18 protein-coding genes and 1 riboswitch are annotated in these 18,007 nt (G+C 36.8%); of the genes, 6 read left to right on the forward strand and 12 right to left on the reverse strand.

The window, feature by feature from the left end:
* The first annotated feature begins 310 nt into the window (after window positions 1-310).
* Entirely contained in the window at window positions 311-1,567 is a 1,257-nt protein-coding gene (locus tag LT143_RS02905) for a two-component system sensor histidine kinase NtrB (protein ID WP_246939495.1), read from the forward strand.
* A 104-nt stretch (window positions 1,568-1,671) separates the two neighbouring features.
* Here the strand turns inward: LT143_RS02905 and msrB are convergent, their stop codons facing one another.
* Both msrB and LT143_RS02915 read right to left on the reverse strand, forming a co-directional pair.
* On the reverse strand, window positions 1,672-2,634 hold the full coding sequence (gene msrB / locus LT143_RS02910; protein ID WP_246939498.1) for a peptide-methionine (R)-S-oxide reductase MsrB: 963 nt from the start codon (window positions 2,632-2,634) through the stop codon (window positions 1,672-1,674).
* Window positions 2,635-2,815: 181 nt separating this feature from the next.
* On the reverse strand, window positions 2,816-2,992 hold the full coding sequence (locus LT143_RS02915) for a hypothetical protein (protein ID WP_246940404.1): 177 nt from the start codon (window positions 2,990-2,992) through the stop codon (window positions 2,816-2,818).
* Between the two features lie 144 nt (window positions 2,993-3,136).
* On the opposite strand from LT143_RS02915, the gene wrbA reads away from it, so the two are divergent.
* On the forward strand, window positions 3,137-3,745 hold the full coding sequence (gene wrbA / locus LT143_RS02920) for an NAD(P)H:quinone oxidoreductase (protein WP_246939501.1): 609 nt from the start codon (window positions 3,137-3,139) through the stop codon (window positions 3,743-3,745).
* 436 nt (window positions 3,746-4,181) lie between these two features.
* Window positions 4,182-4,293: riboswitch (SAM riboswitch) on the reverse strand.
* Between the two features lie 52 nt (window positions 4,294-4,345).
* Here wrbA and LT143_RS02925 read toward each other — a convergent pair.
* The 6 genes from LT143_RS02925 to rsgA form a co-directional block, all read right to left on the reverse strand.
* Window positions 4,346-4,831 carry a hypothetical protein gene (locus tag LT143_RS02925; protein WP_246939504.1) on the reverse strand — a complete coding sequence of 162 codons (486 nt, stop codon included), beginning with the start codon at window positions 4,829-4,831 and terminating at the stop codon, window positions 4,346-4,348.
* Window positions 4,832-4,910: 79 nt separating this feature from the next.
* Window positions 4,911-5,972 (reverse strand): AbrB family transcriptional regulator, encoded by a 1,062-nt coding sequence (locus tag LT143_RS02930; protein WP_246939507.1) that lies wholly within the window; start codon window positions 5,970-5,972, stop codon window positions 4,911-4,913.
* Between the two features lie 90 nt (window positions 5,973-6,062).
* On the reverse strand, window positions 6,063-6,908 hold the full coding sequence (locus tag LT143_RS02935; RefSeq protein ID WP_246939510.1) for a manganese catalase: 846 nt from the start codon (window positions 6,906-6,908) through the stop codon (window positions 6,063-6,065).
* Between the two features lie 105 nt (window positions 6,909-7,013).
* Entirely contained in the window at window positions 7,014-7,277 is a 264-nt protein-coding gene (locus LT143_RS02940) for a hypothetical protein (protein WP_246939513.1), read from the reverse strand.
* A 115-nt stretch (window positions 7,278-7,392) separates the two neighbouring features.
* Window positions 7,393-7,773 (reverse strand): DUF120 domain-containing protein, encoded by a 381-nt coding sequence (locus tag LT143_RS02945; protein ID WP_246939517.1) that lies wholly within the window; start codon window positions 7,771-7,773, stop codon window positions 7,393-7,395.
* 223 nt (window positions 7,774-7,996) lie between these two features.
* Complete coding sequence (rsgA, locus tag LT143_RS02950) at window positions 7,997-9,058, reverse strand: ribosome small subunit-dependent GTPase A (protein WP_246939519.1); 1,062 nt, start codon at window positions 9,056-9,058, stop codon at window positions 7,997-7,999.
* 400 nt (window positions 9,059-9,458) lie between these two features.
* Between rsgA and LT143_RS02955 the strand changes: the two genes are divergently transcribed.
* The 3 genes from LT143_RS02955 to LT143_RS02965 all read left to right on the forward strand — a co-directional run bounded on the left by LT143_RS02955 (window position 9,459) and on the right by LT143_RS02965 (window position 11,708).
* The gene (locus LT143_RS02955) at window positions 9,459-10,373 is read left to right on the forward strand and encodes a DMT family transporter (RefSeq protein ID WP_246939522.1); all 915 of its coding nucleotides are present in this window, start codon (window positions 9,459-9,461) and stop codon (window positions 10,371-10,373) included.
* A gap of 70 nt (window positions 10,374-10,443) precedes the next feature.
* On the forward strand, window positions 10,444-11,397 hold the full coding sequence (locus LT143_RS02960; RefSeq protein ID WP_246939523.1) for a calcium/sodium antiporter: 954 nt from the start codon (window positions 10,444-10,446) through the stop codon (window positions 11,395-11,397).
* A gap of 20 nt (window positions 11,398-11,417) precedes the next feature.
* Window positions 11,418-11,708 carry a DUF6407 family protein gene (locus LT143_RS02965; protein ID WP_246939525.1) on the forward strand — a complete coding sequence of 97 codons (291 nt, stop codon included), beginning with the start codon at window positions 11,418-11,420 and terminating at the stop codon, window positions 11,706-11,708.
* A 101-nt stretch (window positions 11,709-11,809) separates the two neighbouring features.
* Here the strand turns inward: LT143_RS02965 and parC are convergent, their stop codons facing one another.
* The 4 genes from parC to LT143_RS02985 all read right to left on the reverse strand — a co-directional run bounded on the left by parC (window position 11,810) and on the right by LT143_RS02985 (window position 17,175).
* The gene (gene parC, locus LT143_RS02970; protein ID WP_246939527.1) at window positions 11,810-14,233 is read right to left on the reverse strand and encodes a DNA topoisomerase IV subunit A; all 2,424 of its coding nucleotides are present in this window, start codon (window positions 14,231-14,233) and stop codon (window positions 11,810-11,812) included.
* 3 nt (window positions 14,234-14,236) lie between these two features.
* Entirely contained in the window at window positions 14,237-16,207 is a 1,971-nt protein-coding gene (parE, locus tag LT143_RS02975; RefSeq protein ID WP_246939529.1) for a DNA topoisomerase IV subunit B, read from the reverse strand.
* Window positions 16,208-16,416: 209 nt separating this feature from the next.
* Window positions 16,417-16,830 carry a CoA-binding protein gene (locus LT143_RS02980; protein ID WP_246939531.1) on the reverse strand — a complete coding sequence of 138 codons (414 nt, stop codon included), beginning with the start codon at window positions 16,828-16,830 and terminating at the stop codon, window positions 16,417-16,419.
* A gap of 69 nt (window positions 16,831-16,899) precedes the next feature.
* On the reverse strand, window positions 16,900-17,175 hold the full coding sequence (locus LT143_RS02985) for a hypothetical protein (protein WP_246939533.1): 276 nt from the start codon (window positions 17,173-17,175) through the stop codon (window positions 16,900-16,902).
* 220 nt (window positions 17,176-17,395) lie between these two features.
* Here LT143_RS02985 and LT143_RS02990 point away from each other — a divergent pair, with 220 nt between their 5' ends.
* Complete coding sequence (locus tag LT143_RS02990) at window positions 17,396-18,001, forward strand: DUF502 domain-containing protein (protein ID WP_246939535.1); 606 nt, start codon at window positions 17,396-17,398, stop codon at window positions 17,999-18,001.
* Window positions 18,002-18,007: the final 6 nt, after the last annotated feature.

An 18,007-nucleotide genomic window follows, 5' to 3' on the forward strand; every position in this document is an offset into this window, starting at 1 on the left:
TAGTTTAGTATGTTTTCGTATAGATTGATGCTTTCGTAAAAATCCCAAAAGCCGGATTTTTACTTGGTAGTACAAAGTCTCTACTTTAAACCTAGATAAGTGCTCTTTTCTAACCTTTAAAAATTAGATTATCGTATTAAATATGGCGAAAATTGCTGAAAAATAAGGTTGTAAAGCAACAAATTTTTAGAAAAAAGCCTTAGTTTAAAGCTCCTGCATCATTTGTTCTCGTCATCCCCTACACGGTATTCCTACACTATGGTATAGTATAGGCATCATAGTATGGCATAATTTTGCAAGGAGTATAAGAATGAAGAATACAGCAAAATGTCAGGAAGATCGAATTAAACAATTGGAACAGGAACTTCAAGCCTACCGGGAGATGTTAAAACATATTCCTTCTTCACTATCGTATAAAGACTTCGAAAAGGGCATTCACATTGAAAAGCAACCAGGTTCCTCCATGCCCACACTTACTCACATACATAAAAAATTCTTACCTAAAGAGTTTGAACAAGATGTTTTAATTGAGCAGGAAATACCCTTTGAGAAAATAGAAAAATTAATCCAACCTATTTTTGATACTGTTCCGCATCATCTTGTGTTTATTGATAAACATGGAATGATAACTTCGTGTAATCGTAAGGCTGCCGAAGATTTAGGTGTAGATCGTGACTCTACCATTGGTAAACATATTCGCGATCTGCTAAATCTTCCCGATGAATTAATTATGCTTTTAGAAACTTTAAAAACAGAAGAACCGATTATTAACCGAGAGGTACTTGATAGCAACTACGGAATTAATAACACTAGAATTTACCGGAATCAGCATGGTGAAATAATAAGAGTACTAGGGTCATTTCAATACCTAAACATGGTAAAAGAATCAGAGAAACAAGCATTAGCCGGAAGAATTGCTGCCGGTATCGCTCATGAAGTTCGGAACCCATTAACAACCGTAAGAGGTTACCTACAGTTCCTAAACAACGATTTTGAACCGGAGACATCCGATCTAATAAGATCATTATTAATCCCTGAGCTTGATCGCGCTAACAAAATTATTACAGACTTTTTAACGATAGCGAAACCTTCTGATTCTAAGCCTGAATTAGTTAATATTAATCAATTCATAATAAACGGTTTAGGACCCTTCCTTAAAAGTGAAGCCATATTGCATAATGCGGAAGTTATCTTTGAGTGCTCTGATGAGGTGGATCCTTACTGGGTTTCTATTCGTACTTCCGAAATTCTTCAAGTGTTTATCAACCTTTTAAGAAATGCCCTTGATGCTAAGGGGGGGCAACCATTACAAATAAGGCTCCAAACTAAACTTGATCAACAGCGCATCAATATTATCTTCTGTGATAATGGTACAGGGATCCCACCTACAATCTTAGAACACATCTTTGATCCATTCTTTACAACAAAGGATGAAGGAACTGGCCTTGGTCTTTCTATTTCACGAAAAATGGTAGAAAATCAAGGTGGAACTATTTCAGTAAGAAGTTCAGAAAATGGGACTTCGTTCTACATTCAACTACCGTTTAGTAAGAAGCTCTCTTCCTAATAAATCAATTTAGGAAATATAATACCCGAATTAAAAGGTGAAATTTTTTAAAAGATCACCTAATAGTTCGGGTTTATCGTTGTCTAATACTTATGTCCAAGCCTTTATTTTTCGAATAATGAACGATACTCGCTATATCCTTCTTCATCAAGCTTATCAACTGGTATAAAGCGCAATGCTGCAGAGTTAATGCAATATCTAAGTCCACCTTGATCACGTGGCCCATCCTCAAATACATGACCCAAATGGGAATCAGCTTCTTTACTGCGCACTTCAGTACGTACCATATTATGCGAAACATCTAGCTCTTCTTTTACCGTCTCTTTTTGTATGGGCCTAGTAAAACTTGGCCATCCACATCCGGAATCATACTTATCCTTTGAACTAAACAATGGTTCTCCAGAAACAATATCTACATAGATTCCGTCTTCCTTGTGATCCCAGAATTCATTTCGAAATGCTGGTTCTGTCCCACTATTTTGCGTTACCTCGTATTGAAGGGAAGTCAAACGTTTTTTTAATTCTTGATCTTTATCTTGGTCTATCCAAGCTTCTTTTAAAAACTTTTCTCTACCTGACCCTGTTCGATATAGTTTATAGCGAATGGGATTCTTTTTATAATAATGTTGATGATAATCCTCTGCTTCATAAAATGGACCCGCTGCAACTATTTCCGTTACAATTGGTTTTTTAAATTTCCCACTTTGTTGTAATTCCAATTTAGAAGCTTCTGCAAGTTCACGTTGCTCTTCATTATGATAAAAAATGGCTGTTTGATAAGATTCCCCTCGATCACCAAACTGGCCTCCTGGATCAGTTGGATCTATTTGCTGCCAGTACAAAGTTAACAGCTCCTGGTAAGGATAAACCTCTGGATCAAACGTAATTTGAACCGCTTCAAGATGCCCCGTCTTATTTGAACAAACTTCATCATATGTAGGATTTTCTTTTAAACCGCCCGTATACCCAGAAACGACTTTATGAATTCCCGGCTGTTCATCAAATGGTTTTACCATACACCAAAAGCAACCACCTGCAAACGTTGCGAGTTGAAGATTTTCAGACATCAATGATTCCTCCTCTATATACTTTTTTGACTATTGTTCCCTATTATAGCAACTCATACCACATTCAGCTAATACATTGCTTTTGGTTCATTCACACATATGTATTTAACGTAGAAAAATAGTAAAAATGCCAGAACGACGGTCCTGACATCTCACCATTTTTCCTTTTACATACTTTTAATTATTTTGACATCCATTCCGCCTTACCGAAACCCTTAAATTCGGCATCAATGATTTTTTCGAATTCAGGAGATTCTACCATCTCTCTACTATCTTTTGAGAATGTTGCATCTAAATCAAAGGCTCTTTTCGCATAGATTGTTGCTTTCGTAAAAATCCCTTTAGAGAAAATGTACAATAGTTTAAGAACTCATCTAAAACTTGTTGCTACTTAACCTACTTTATCCAAAGTTGTGCTTTTCCTTAGTTAAAAATAAAGTTTAGAAAACTTACTATAGGGAATTATTAAAGTGTATTCTTACATAGAAAAGAGGGGTTTATCATGACTAATGTTAAATTAGCGATTATTTATTACAGTTCTACTGGTACGAATTACCAACTTGCACAGTGGGCTGAGTCAGCTGCGAAAGAAGTAGGTGCTGAGGTGAAGGTGTTAAGAATACCTGAAACAGCTCCGGATACCGCCATTGATACAAATCCAGCGTGGAGAGGACATGTTGAGGCGACAAAGGATGTACCGATTGTTAAGTTAGATGATTTAGAGTGGGCAGACGCATTAATCTTTAGCGTTCCAACTAGATTTGGTAATGTTGCTTCACAGTTCAAATCCTTTATTGATACAACAGGCGGCTTATGGTTTAATGGCAAGTTAGCTAATAAAGTAGTTAGTGCGATGTCCTCAGCTGCAAATGCACATGGAGGACAAGAGGCCACAATTCTATCCATTTATACGTCTATGTATCACTGGGGTGCTATCATTGCTGCACCAGGATACACAGATCCATCTATATTTGCAGCCGGTGGAAACCCGTACGGTACCTCTGTTACTATTAATCAAGAAGGCAAGATGGTAGAACATGTTGAGGATGCTGTTAAACATCAAGCGAAACGTACCGTCTCTGTCGCTAAAGCGATTAAAGTAGGTCTATAATAGTTTAAGGTCGATGTACTTAGATTACTCGTAATACCAATGTGAAGACTAGCTATTCTATCAAACCAGAGAGTCCATTTTTATGGATTCTCTTTATTATTGGCTGTTTTCGTATAGATTGTTGCTTTGCGTAAAAATCCCAAAAGCCGGATTTTTACCTTAGTATTTAGTTATTACTATACATAAAGAGAGTTGCTCTTTTCTAATCCAACCTCGTTTTGCTACTAAAACTGGTTGTACATCCAGAATAATTGTACTAAAAGCAACAAAGTTTTAGAAAAGAGCCTTATTATTTTATTCCCCGTCAAGATTAAACCTTCTTTTACCTATTTACAGAAACAAAAACGAACACTCATCCACAATTGATTCTAGAATAAAACAAAAAGCCCCTTTCCATTTAGAAAGAGACTTAACCTACAAACATGTACTCAACTCTTTCTTATCTATCAGACTATAAAAGTCTGTTGGAATTGGCACCGTTTATCCAATAAAGATAATGGTTGCCGTGAGTTCATAGGACCAATTTCCTCCCCCACTCTTGATAAGTAAAACACTATTTAATTATATTTCTTTATATCTATCCCAAATGTTTAAGTTTTGTCAATTTAATTTCGGACTAGTTGATTTCACCAATATCCTTGTCATCATGTCTATTAAGGATGCTTCTTCATCCATTACTTTATATAAGGTATTTAAATATTTATTTGTAAGTTCAAGGTATTCAGAATCATTTTGGTTTTGGCATACTTGTGTATATAATTCAAGCTGGCCTTCAAGAATAATCATTTCTTCATAGCTAATAGAAAATGAAAGATCATTGTTACTAACTGTAACTATACCAGAAAAGACAAGCATCTTTTCCATTAAATCATTCATGATCGTATATTCTTTTTGAAGAAGATTTTTTTCTTTACTATCTCTTTCATTCTTTAAGAAAAAACCAATTGTATGTGTCAAGTAAGTTAGCGTATGAATCCAATATGATACTTCATTAGTAGGAATTTTCAGCTGTATTGCATGTTGTTCTAATTTCGTTAGTGCATCTTCTTTTAAGAGTTTTGCTTGTTCAAAATCTATCATACTCATTTTATTACCCCTCCTGCCGTCTCTTATACTAGCATGTTTCTATGTAGAAAGGCAGTTTACTTTTATGGTAAGTAGACAATTATTTTCCAAAAGCTCTATGCTTTTTAAATACCCAAACGACGACCGGAGGAACAACGAATAAAATGAAAAAGATCCTGAATAACTGAAACCCTGTAACGATTGATAGATCTGCGCCAATTGCTTGTGCAGTTAACCCCATCTCAGCAATCCCCCCTGGCGCTGTACTTAAGAAAGCGGTGCCTAAGGAAATGGGATACACCCATTTTAACGCCCCCGCTATGAGTATCGTTGATAACAATAAAATAAGACAAGAAATAACGGCCCCTGTTCCAAACAGCTTCCAGTTTTCCAATTTCTTAGGATCCACCATTTTCCCCACATGAATCCCTAAAAATATCTGTGCTGTAACTAACAATGGTTCCGGAATCGAGAATGGATCAAAACCTGAAATGACCAATATTCCACAACCTAAAATCGGTCCTACAAGATATGGAGTCGGTAGTTTAGCTTTTACTGCCAAAACTGCTGAAAGTGCAGTTACAACAAGAAAAAGAACTGCTTCAGTAGTAGTACTAACGGTCATTGCCTCTGAAGCTATTGTGTGTGAAGTACTATTTTCACCAAACCATTCAATTCTTACAATTGCAGGTACAAGATAAATCACGGATAATAATCGTATTAATTGAATCAACGTGACACTTGTTACATCTACATCCTCTATTTCTTCACCTAATAGTACCATTTGTGAAAACCCACCTGGCATCATTCCAATAAGTGCTGTCTTAAACGAAATACCTAGAAATTTAGCTGCGAAAACGGAGACTAACAAGGAGAAGCCTATTAAGAGTATAGTCGTTGCAAACATGGCCGGAAGCATCTTCGTCATCTGGATCAAGGTATCATATGTAAATGAAATGCCAAGCATATATCCAATAATGATGAGTCCACTGTTTCTCATGAGTGGATTGCTAACAATTTCTCGTTTGACCACGAGTTTCCATATTACAACTATAAATAAGGAACCCAGCATCCAAGCTAAAGGTAAATGTAGAAAAGTAAAAAGTAGTCCTCCAATAAAAGCGATGAAGAGTGTCTCTAGTAGGGAGAGTATTTTTTTCACAGAATCACGCTTTCCTATAAATTTAGAAAAATATTACAATATAATTTTAGCATTAATAAAGGACTGCAACAATGCAGTCCCTTTTTCTATTTAGATTAGATTTGGTGGCAATGGATGTGGTAACGTGTCATGAACATAAAGTGGAGCAGGAGTTAGACTTACTTTGGGACCAAACGGAACAGGCTTCGCAACGTAATTGAATACACCTTTTCCATCTGGAGCTGGTCCTTGAGCCCATAATCCTTTACTGCTTGCTTCTCCACGTGATAAATTATACAAGTCATACGATACGGCTTGCTTTTCAAGCTCTCTTGGGAAAGTTGTAGGTACAACTATATCCCCTTCACGTGCTTCAATCTCTGCAATAGCTGCTTTCCATTGATTTTGGTGGGCTGTATCACGTGCAATTAAGAATGAAAGCATATCTTTTACACCAGGGTCTACCGCTAGCTCATATAATCTTACTGCTTGAAGGCGACCTTGAGACTCTGCGGTCAAATTTGCCCTAAAATCAGCTAACAAGTTTCCACTTGCACCAATATAAGAAGCAGTCCATCGATTTCCAACACTGTCTACAGGCATCGCGCCTAATCCAGATACGATTGCGTGCTGAGGGTTCATTCCCCCCATAATAGCAGCAACAGCAGGATTATTATTGTAGGCTGCTTGCTGATCTTCCCATGGTGCCCCGTCAAGTAAGCGTGCAATCATCGTTGCTAGCATCTCAACATGAGCAATTTCCTCTGTACCGATATCTAATAATAAATCGCGGTATTTAGAATCCGCCCGACCGTTAAACCCTTGAAATAAGTACTGCATCATGACTGATATTTCACCATATTGTCCACCGAGTATTTCCTGGAGTTTCTTAGCATATATAGGATCCGGGCAAGTTGGTTTTGCATCAAACTGAAGTTCTTTAATGTGATAAAACATTAGGTAAAACTCCTCCTTTTTTAACATCCATATAATTTATAGACCATAAGGAGAAGTTGTGCTTGTATAGGTAAATACTCTATAGAGAATTTTGTTGCTAGGCTTTTAATCCTTTTTATCCTCACTGATAATTACGTTATCGGTATCAATACTTTCAAACTCACCAATTTCATCTTTAAGCTGCTTAATTGTCGGTAGGTCATCATAACTCTCTATGATTTCATGATTCACTAAGCTGACTAAATGAAATGTGAACTCTTCATCATCATACGGGGAATGAATAATTGTAAACACTCCACCACCATTTGTAAAAAAGAACTGAAGATGTGTTTTTAATCTCTTATCCTTCTTATCATGAATGATTGCCAATTGAAGTCACCTCTACTTCATATTCTATTAAAATATATTTGTGTAATAGAATAAATAGAACAGTGATTTAGTGCCCATCAACCACTCATTAAAAAAGGAGAAGCACACTTTTAGACTAATGTAACAATACTTCTTCTCTAATTGGCATCATTACTTCTACTTCCTCACCCTCACTTAATCTTAGGGATTTGATGAGATCTAAGTCTGATACAATTTCTATAATTGACTGGCTTGATTTCCGAAAAGTAGAGTCCATTGGTTCCATATAGTAGACTTTTATACCATTCACGTAACAAATCTGGTAACACTCGTCCTTCTTGTTCATACTATTTTTATGAATATACGTACTTTGTTTACAGTAATCTAATAATTGAATTTGTATACTACCAGGAAAGAGCCGAATTCCTGTCTTAGATGTGTAGTAACTTTCAAGCTTATTCATCCAACGAGAGCGTTCATTAATACCTTTCACTACTTTTCCTCGAATAACTTTCATGTTGATGCTCCTCCTTTTTCGCTATCTATTTTCTTTATTAAAGACTGTTTTTAGAAGATTATTACGAAGCAACAATCTATCCGCCTCTACTAATTATACCGAATAAACCTATTAATTTTCGAAAAGGAAATTCCTTTTTTATCGATGATATTCAACACCCGTTGTCTAAGAATGTCGTTTTGAACACAATAAGAGCCTAAACCAAATGGTTTAGGCTCAACTTTTACTTCCGGTGAACTCTTGTACGATCTCCGGCAATCTTTTTCCACTTTTCCTTTTCTGCCATCTGTGCTTTCTTATCAGTCTTACGTTCTAAGTAAGCAAGCTCCTTCTGTAGTTTTAAATAGCTTAGATAACGTTCTTCTTCAAGAGTGCCTGTTGCAATAGCATCTCTAACTGCACATTTCGGCTCGTTATTATGTTGGCAGTCTCTGAAATAACACTGCTCAGCCAGATCCTCCACATCAGAAAAACTTTGACTCATACCACTATCTGCTTCCCATAGTTGAAGTTCTCTCATACCTGGAGTATCTATAATGATACCACCTGTTGGTACCTTTACTAGTTCACGATGAGTTGTAGTATGTCGACCTTTTCCGTCTTCATCTCGGATATCCTGAACAACTTGTTTTTCCTCTCCTAACAAGTAGTTCGTTAATGTTGATTTACCAGCACCTGATGAACCGAGTAAGGCCACTGTCTGCCCTTCTTCGAAATAAGTTAGAAGTGCTTCTAACCCTACTAGATTTTTAACACTCGTTACGTGGATGGGGACACCAAAAGCTACCCCTTCAACGAGGTTAATCTTTTCTTCTATGTCATGACATACATCAGCCTTTGTTAGGACAATGACAGGATTAGCCCCACTCTCCCAAGCTAAAAGTAGGTATCTCTCTATACGCCTTACATTAAAATCCTGATTTAGTGCATTTACTAGAAAGACCGTATTGACATTTGTCGCAACAATCTGTTCATCTATTGTCAGACCTGCTACTTTTCTTGAAAACTTACTAAATCGAGGCAGAATTCCATGGATTGTTGCTTTTCCCTCTGAAATACGAGGAGAAACCATTACCCAATCACCTACAGCGGGATAATCTTCTCTTCCATCGGCTTGAAATCTCATTTTTCCAGTAATTTCAGCTAAAAGTTCTCCTTCTTCAGTCAATATTCTATACATTCTTTTATGCTCTAAGCTAACCCTTCCTGGGAGCCAGTTTAGTTGTTTTTCTTGATTAAATATTTCTTCTAATTCACAATTCCATCCTAATGACTTTAAATTCAATGTTGTTTCCTCCTACGGAACGTTTATGATTTTTTTTCAAAACAAAAAAGACCATTCTCATGATCTTTGATGTATACGCAAAAAGACCAAGAGCTACATAAACAGCCCCTGATCTTTTACCGCTCTCAAATAGGAGTAATAATAGGTTACATGGATAACAAGGGCTGTGCTATAAAATTAATCAAGTCAGTTACAATAGGCTTTCTCATAACACATCCCTCTCTTTCCGTTCATAATGATATGTTAATTATAATATGTAAAATATAGGTTGTAAAGACATTATTTTCTATATTTAAATGACTTTTAAGTTTTTAGCTAAATAGAATAAGTTCAAACACAAAACATATAATTCTATATAGGTTGGACAACCAGCCAATAATATGATTGTGGATGTGTTGACGTGGGAAACCGAAATGCTGTTATTTCTAGTATATATGCCTTCATCTCTATCTCTTTTTGGGGAATTTCTTTTGTATCAACAAAGGATTTACTGAATTCGCTAGATCCCTATACAATCATTACATTAAGATTTGGAATCGCCACTATCTTTCTCTTAATCTTAATAGTTATCCTTAAACAAGACTTATATATAAAACTAAATCATATACAATATCTTTTTATCCTTGCAATTTTAGGAGTATTTATTCATCAATTAGTACAAGCATCGTCCTTACTTTTTATAGATGCCTCAGCTGCAGGGTGGCTTATTTCTTTTTCACCTGTATTTACAGCTATTCTATCTATCTTGTTTTTATCTGAACGCTTTACTCTAGCAAAGTTAATGGGCATGAGCATCGCTGTTGTAGGTGTTATATTAGTCACAACCCATGGAAACTCTATTTTGAATTTTTCTCCAAACATTGGATACCTATTGATGATCTTTAGTACTCTAAACTGGGCTGTTTATTCCATTCTCATTAAGAAATTTAATTTACCCTATTCTTCTCTAACGGTGACATTTTGGACTAGCTTGTTAGGATTTCTCTTAACTATTCCGATTACCTATAATATGAGGGGTTGGTCAAAACTTTCAAGTTTACCCGTTGATGATTGGATTCATTTACTCTTCCTTGGGATCTTTGTTTCTGCCATTGCATATTGGTACTGGGGTAAAGCGTTAGAAACTCTTGAAGCCACACAAGTATCCGTTTTAATGTATCTAGAACCTTTAGTTACCTTGGTGGCGGCAGTGATCTTATTAAAGGAAAAGATTTTTCTTACTTCCGTACTTGGAGGCCTCTGTATTATCTTTGGTGTATCAATTGTGAACAAACAAGTTCTAAATTGGATTAAGATGAACTTAGCAAGGAAATAATGAGAATAGGACTGTTTCTTTCAGTCTTTTTCTTTTTCTTATTAGAGAAATTTTTAAGGAGGTTATACAGTTGACATATGTACTGTTACTCGTCGGATTCGCATTGCTAATAAAAGGGGCAGATTATTTTGTGGAAGGCTCTTCATCAATTGCGAAATCCTTACAAGTATCTCCACTATTAATTGGCTTAACCATTGTTGCGTTTGGTACAAGCTCACCTGAAGCAACGGTTAGTATTGTAGCGGCAATTGAGGAAAATGCGGGAGTTGCAATTGGAAATGTGGTCGGAAGTAATATCTTTAATATCACGTTTGTTGTTGGGATAACAGCCTTAATAAATCCACTAGTTGTTGAGAATACAACGATAAGAAAAGAAATTCCCTTTACTCTTTTAGCAAGTGTTGCCCTCTTTATTCTCATTAGTGATGTATCACTTCAGTATGTGAGTGATAATTTTATTACGAGAAGTGACGGATTAGTTCTACTACTATTTTTTGCCATTTTCCTTTATTATATATTTGAAATAGCCAGAAAGAATCGCAGTCAAGAAAACCGAACTGAAACTTTACAAGAAAGACGATGGGCGAGAAATATACTATTCACTCTTGGAGGATTGGCCGCCATTATCTTTGGTGGGGACCTAGTTGTAAACAACGCTACCAAAATTGCGTTTGCTTTTGGCATGAGCGAAACGTTAGTAGGTTTAACCATTGTTGCAGTAGGTACTTCTTTACCTGAATTAATCACCTCTGTTACGGCTGCCTATAAAAAAGCAAGTGATATCGCCCTAGGAAATATAGTAGGAAGTAATATTTTCAATATTTTGTTTGTTCTTGGAGCAGCTTCAACGATCTCACCGTTACCCGTTGATGATAAGATTTTCTTTGATGTCACCTTAATGATTATACTTACCATCATCCTACTCATTTTTTCAAGGACGAGCTTTAGAATTGGGAAGCGAGAGGGAATCGCCTTAGCTATTGCTTATATTCTTTACATGATTTATATCATCATTAGAAATTAAAACTTTGTTAGGAGAATGAAATGAGTATGAGTCTACACGATTTTATTCAGCAACAAATAGAAATGATTCAAGGGTTTGACTCAAGTAATAATCAAAACATACAAGAAGTCGTAAGGAAAACTATCAAACACTACCAACTAAAATCCTTTGAAGAATTGGAAGAATCGAGTAATGGGACGCTAATATATCTATATATTCACTCAATGGCGGAAGAAAATATATTAAATCGAGTCGTTACCCTCTCTACTAATATGAATTCAGACATGTCGGTTGAAGCAGTATACGAGGGAAAGGTCATAAGACAGTATTAGTTTAAAAATTTTTACAAAAGCACAATCTATACGAAAAAGAGCTCAATCTAAAAAAAGAGTGTCTAATCTAATTAGATTGGACACTCTTTTTTCATAATGCTCTATAGTCGATTTGTTCTCCAAACAGCATCTACGACTCCTACTTCGTCGGTATCTACAATAAAGGAACCATTTGAGTAACGATCATTTGATCGAAGTTTTAATGGATCAATTGTTTCCATAACCTTATTTTCTGTTTGTATAATGACTAAATGCTTTTCATCAATTACCGGAACAATTCTAACAATTCTATGCGGATTTGACTTCAGTTCACGTAGCATAATGACTCCGCGTTTTGCTCTTGTTGCTTTTTCAAATTCGGAAAGAGGCATTTTCTTAGATGCTCCTCTTTGCGTAACGAGAATCAGGTTAACTGGATGATCAGGTATAATGAGTGATCCTGAAACAACAAAATCCTCGTCTTTTAGATTAATCCCTTTTACACCCGCTGATCTTGCACCCGTTGGATTAACTTCTTCCTCAGAGAACCATAAAGCATAACCATTATTTGTCGCAAGGAAAATATCTTGAGTTCCGTCTGATATATGGACATCAATCACTTCATCTTTATCTTTAAGGTTTATTGCCACAAGAGGCTTTGAATAACGTTGTGCCTTATATTGATGAAGCTCTGTTTTCTTCACCATTCCATTTTTCGTGACAAACAACAGATAATGAGGCGTTTCAAAATTCTTTATAGGTAGCGCTTCAATTAAGTTCTCATCTCTATCAATCGGAATAATGTTTGCAATATGTTGTCCTAGGTCTTTCCATCTAATATCTGGAAGTTCATGGACAGGGAGGTACAAATAATTCCCCTTATTTGTAAAGAGTAACAGGGTATCCGTTGTATTAATCTCAAGCTGTTTTAATAAACGGTCTGTATCCTTCATGCCAAAATCCTGCCCATTTGATGCTGCATAAGAGCGTTGGCTCGTTCTCTTCACATACCCATCTTTTGTCACAGTAACAATGACATCTTCGGATGGAACCATGACTTCTAAATTGATCTTAATCTCTTCAATTTCAGCTTGTATCTGTGTTCTACGGTTATCGCTAAACGTTCTCTTTACACGTTTCAGATCTGTTTTAATTACAGAAGCCAGTTTGCTACTACTATTTAGAATTTGGGTAAGTTCTGCAATTTTAGCTGCTAATTCATCAGATTCTTGCTGTAATGCAGTGATATCTGTATTTGTTAAGCGGTATAACTGTAAGGATACAATTGCTTCTGATTGAGGCTCAGTAAAAGCAAACTGCCTCATTAGGTTTTCTTTAGCATCCTTTTTATCTTTAGATGCACGAATGGTCGCAATAACCTCATCTAAAATCGATAAGGCTTTCATGAGACCTTCAACTACATGCTGTCTTTCTTCCGCCTTAGCAAGCTCAAACCTAGAGCGATTCGTAATCACTTCTTTTTGGTGGTCAATATATGCATCAAGTAAAGACGGGAGGCTCATTAACCGCGGACGACGATTATAGATTGCAACCATATTAAAGTTATAAGGAATCTGCAGATCTGTATTCTTATATAGGAAATTAAGGACTCCCGCTGAATCCGCATCCTTTTTAAGCTCAATAACAATACGAAGACCCGTTCGATCGGTTTCATCACGAACTTCTGATATCCCTTCAAGTTTCTTATCAAGACGAAGTTCATCCATTTTCTTAACAAGATTCGATTTATTAACTTCAAAAGGAATTTCAGTTACAACAATTTGTTGTCTACCGCCCTTTATTTCTTCAATATCAGCTTTACCACGGATAATAATTTTACCTTTTCCCGTTTCAAACGCTTTTTTAATTCCATCAACACCCTGTATAATCCCACCTGTTGGGAAATCTGGCCCTTTTATAACAGTCATTAAGTCATCTACTGTTGCTTCTGGCTTGTCCATGCGCATAATTACAGCATCAATGACCTCACCTAAGTGATGAGGCGGAATTTCAGTTGCATAACCTGCCGAGATCCCTGTGGATCCATTAACTAGCAGGTTAGGGAACATAGCAGGTAAGACTGTAGGCTCTTTACTAGTGTCGTCAAAGTTTGGAACAAATTCTACCGTCTTCTTTTCAATATCTCGAAGAAGCTCGGAGGCTATAGCGGATAATCTTGCCTCCGTGTAACGCATAGCAGCAGGTGGATCTCCATCCACACTTCCGTTATTTCCATGCATCTCTACAAGAAAGTTTCTCATTTTCCAGTCTTGGCTCATTCGGACCATTGCATCATATACAGACGTGTCTCCGTGAGGATGGTAATTACCGATTACATTACCAACTGTTTTTGCTGATTTTCTGAATCCTTTTTCAAACGTATTACCTTCTGCATGCATGGCATACAAGATTCTTCGTTGAACAGGCTTTAGTCCATCTCGTGCATCAGGTAATGCACGCTCTTGAATAATATATTTACTGTATCGACCAAATCGGTCACCTAATACTTCTTCTAATGGTATATCTCGGAATAGTTCCTGTGTCATCTATTAAACCTCCTCAGTGACAGACAACGTTTCATTTTCTAGAATATTCGGATCATCTTCCATACCGAAATCAACATTTGTCTCAATCCACTTTCTCCGAGGCTCTACTTTATCTCCCATTAGAGTCGTGACTCTACGCTCTGCTCTTGCCGCGTCATCAATACGAACTCTAATAAGGGTTCTTGTGTCTGGATTCATCGTTGTATCCCAAAGCTGATCAGCATTCATCTCACCAAGTCCCTTGTAACGCTGAATCATATAACCTTTACCTATCTTTTTGATCGCAGATTGTAGGTCAGTTTCTGACCAAGCATACTCAATTTGCTCCTTCTTACCGGTCCCCTTGCTTACCTTATATAGAGGTGGTAGAGCAATATAAACTCTGCCTGCTTCAATCATTGGCTTCATATATCGGTAGAAGAACGTTAATAAAAGTACCTGAATATGTGCTCCATCAGTATCGGCATCTGTCATAATCACAACTTTGTCATAATTAATATCCTCAAGAGAGAAATCTGGTCCAACACCAGCTCCAATCGCGTGGATAATTGTGTTAATCTCTTCATTTTTAAAGATGTCTGCAAGCTTGGCTTTTTCTGTATTAATGACTTTACCACGTAACGGAAGAATGGCTTGAAAACGTCTGTCTCGCCCCTGTTTAGCAGACCCACCAGCTGAGTCACCCTCTACTAAGTAAAGTTCATTCTTTTGAGGATTACGGGACTGTGCGGGAGTAAGCTTTCCACTTAAAACCGTCTCGGAACGTTTTCTCTTCTTTCCACTCCTAGCTTCCTCTCTTGCCTTACGAGCAGCTTCCCTTGCTTGGTATGCTTTTATTGCTTTTTTCACTAGCAATGTACTAACCTCAGGGTTCTCTTCAAGGAAGTATAAAAGCTTTTCAGAAACAACTGAATCAACAGCAGAGCGAGCTTCACTCGTACCTAGCTTACCTTTTGTCTGCCCCTCGAACTGAAGTATAGCTTCGGGAATTCTAACAGATACGATAGCAGCTAATCCTTCACGAATGTCAGTTCCTTCTAAGTTCTTGTCTTTTTCTTTTAGAAGGCTCACCTTTCTCGCATATTCATTAAATATTCTAGTCATTGCTGTCTTGGCTCCAGCTTCGTGTGTACCCCCGTCCTTTGTTCGAACGTTGTTAACAAAGGATAAAACATTTTCAGAGTAGGCATCATTAAATTGGAATGCGAACTCTACTTCTATATCATTGGCTTCACCTTCCATGAACACAACCTCATGGAGGGCATCCTTTTCCTCGTTTAAGTACTCAACAAACGCCTTAATACCTGTATCGTAATGATAAACATCATGCTGATCATAACGTTCATCCTTCAACTCTATCTTTAATCCCTTTAGCAAGAATGCAGATTCTCTTAAACGCTCACTTAATGTATCAAAAGAAAATGTAGTGGTACTAAAAATCGTCGCATCTGGCTTAAAGTGAATGGAAGTTCCTGTTTGCTTAGTCGTACCTATTTTCTCTAATGTTGTGACAGGTTTACCGCCTGATTCAAACCGTTGTTTATAGATAAAACCATCACGTTTAATTTCTACTTCTACCCATTCGGATAATGCGTTTACGACAGAAGCCCCTACACCATGAAGACCTCCACTTGTTTTATATCCGCCTTGTCCGAATTTACCTCCAGCATGAAGCACCGTAAAAATGACTTCTGGAGTGGGCTTTCCTAATTTATGCATTCCTGTTGGCATCCCTCTCCCCTTATCTGTAACAGAGATGCTATTGTCTTTGTGTATTTTTACGATGATGCTATCACCAAAGCCTGCTAATGCTTCATCAACAGAGTTATCGACAATTTCATAGACCAGGTGATGAAGACCTCTCTGATCGGTGCTGCCGATGTACATACCAGGTCTCTTCCTAACAGCTTCTAATCCTTCTAGTACCTGTATTGCATCATCATTGTAGTCAAATGGTTGTTGTTGCCTTGCCAAAGAGTCCGTCCCCTTTCTTTCTGAAGAGCTAAAAAATTACTATAGCTCACGTTACATCTTGCCCTAAAGAGTATTTCTAACCAATTCGTTGTTCACTCTAATAACGAACGTCTATTCCTTATTGTACTTGTTGTTCTTCATTTCGCAAACACCCTTTTTAAAAAAGATGAAAAAAACCCTTGATATATCAAGGATTTTTGAAAGTAAATTTATTTTGTTAAGGCATGTTCAACCTTAATACAGCGGTTCATGATGACAGACTTACCGGAGTTTCTCAACAGTTCATAGGCTTCTTCACTTTCTAGACCAAGCTGAGTCCAATAAACATCAGCATCTATTTCTAGAAATTCCTCTGCATGACCAAGTAAATATTGAGGGCGTCTAAAGATATTAACTATATCGATATGCCCTTCAATTTCTTTGATTGAGTCCACGGCTTGTATTCCTAGCACTTCTTTTACATTTGGATTTACAGGTATTATTTCGTAACCTTCCCTTTGCATCGCTTCACTTATCATATACGAAGATGTTGAGGGATCATCGGATAATCCTATCACTGCAATCCTTTTACTTTTTTTTAAGATAGCACCGATCTCATCCCTACTTGGATTTGAAAAAGTCATCCTGCAGCACTCCTTCTTGCCTTTTTCTTACAATATGCTATAAATTCCGTCTCGGTTCAAGTAGGTTGCTCAGGAATATTGGTTTTGACAGTCTTCATGTTCACCGTAAATCATAGACAACATTTCATCTGAGTCTTCATTTGAGATTTCTTGATAGTCCTTTGCAAAATGCCTAAGGCTGTCACAGAAACCAACATTGTCTTCTCCTACTCCTTCTGACCAACTTTTAAAGTTTCGGTAATCTTGAACAGGATCATAAGACTCAAAGCTAGCAACAACATCACTTTCATTCCCAATCGTCGTTACTTTCAATCCCTTTGTATGTTTCTGGATGCACTTCATCATACTTTACACAAGCATAAAAAATCATGTGCTGCAAATCCCCTTCCAAGAATGTGTCTGATTATGTTATATTTTGTTTTTCTAATTGATTTATACATATTTGTGTCCATATACTAGAAGAGATGATTCGCATTTAATTACTGTTTTGTGAAGAAGTGATAAGATATGTACAGTAGTAAAAATATTTTTGCATGAGAGAGATCTGTAAGAAGAGGAGAACCGCATGAAAGTTTTTATTAGGAATTTTATTAATGGTCTACTAACCATCGTCCCTATTATTCTTGTTATTTATGTTGTGATTAAGGTTTTTAATTTCTTAGATGGGATCCTTGGAGATACGTTAAAACCATATATGGAAGAGAGCTATATTCCTGGAATAGGAATTGTTGTAACAATTCTCTTGATTACAATAGCAGGGTGGCTTTCAACCAAGTTTTTAGCTAATAAAATTATTGAACTTATTGATCGTTTGTTAGAAAGAATTCCATTTGTTAAGACATTGTACTCTGTGATTAAGGATACCTTTCAATCCTTTCTCGGTGAAAAAAAATCTTTCTCAAAGGTTGCACTCGTTACGATGCCCCAAACATCCATGAAAGTGATTGGTTTTGTAACATCTGAACAAGTAGGATCATTTAATGACTCTTTAACTGATTATGTTGCCGTTTATATACCACAAACCTTTCAGGTTGCTGGTTTCACCTTTTTAATTCCAAAGGAAGATGTGGAGTTCCTAGATGTGTCACCAGAGGAAGCCATGAAATTTGTACTATCTGGTGGAGTAACCTCAAAGAAAACAGAAACACATTCGGTCCGTAACAACGAATAAGAAAGC

The sequence above is a fragment of the Bacillus pinisoli genome (assembly GCF_023036475.1).
GTDB lineage: Bacteria > Bacillota > Bacilli > Bacillales > SA4 > Bacillus_BS > Bacillus_BS pinisoli.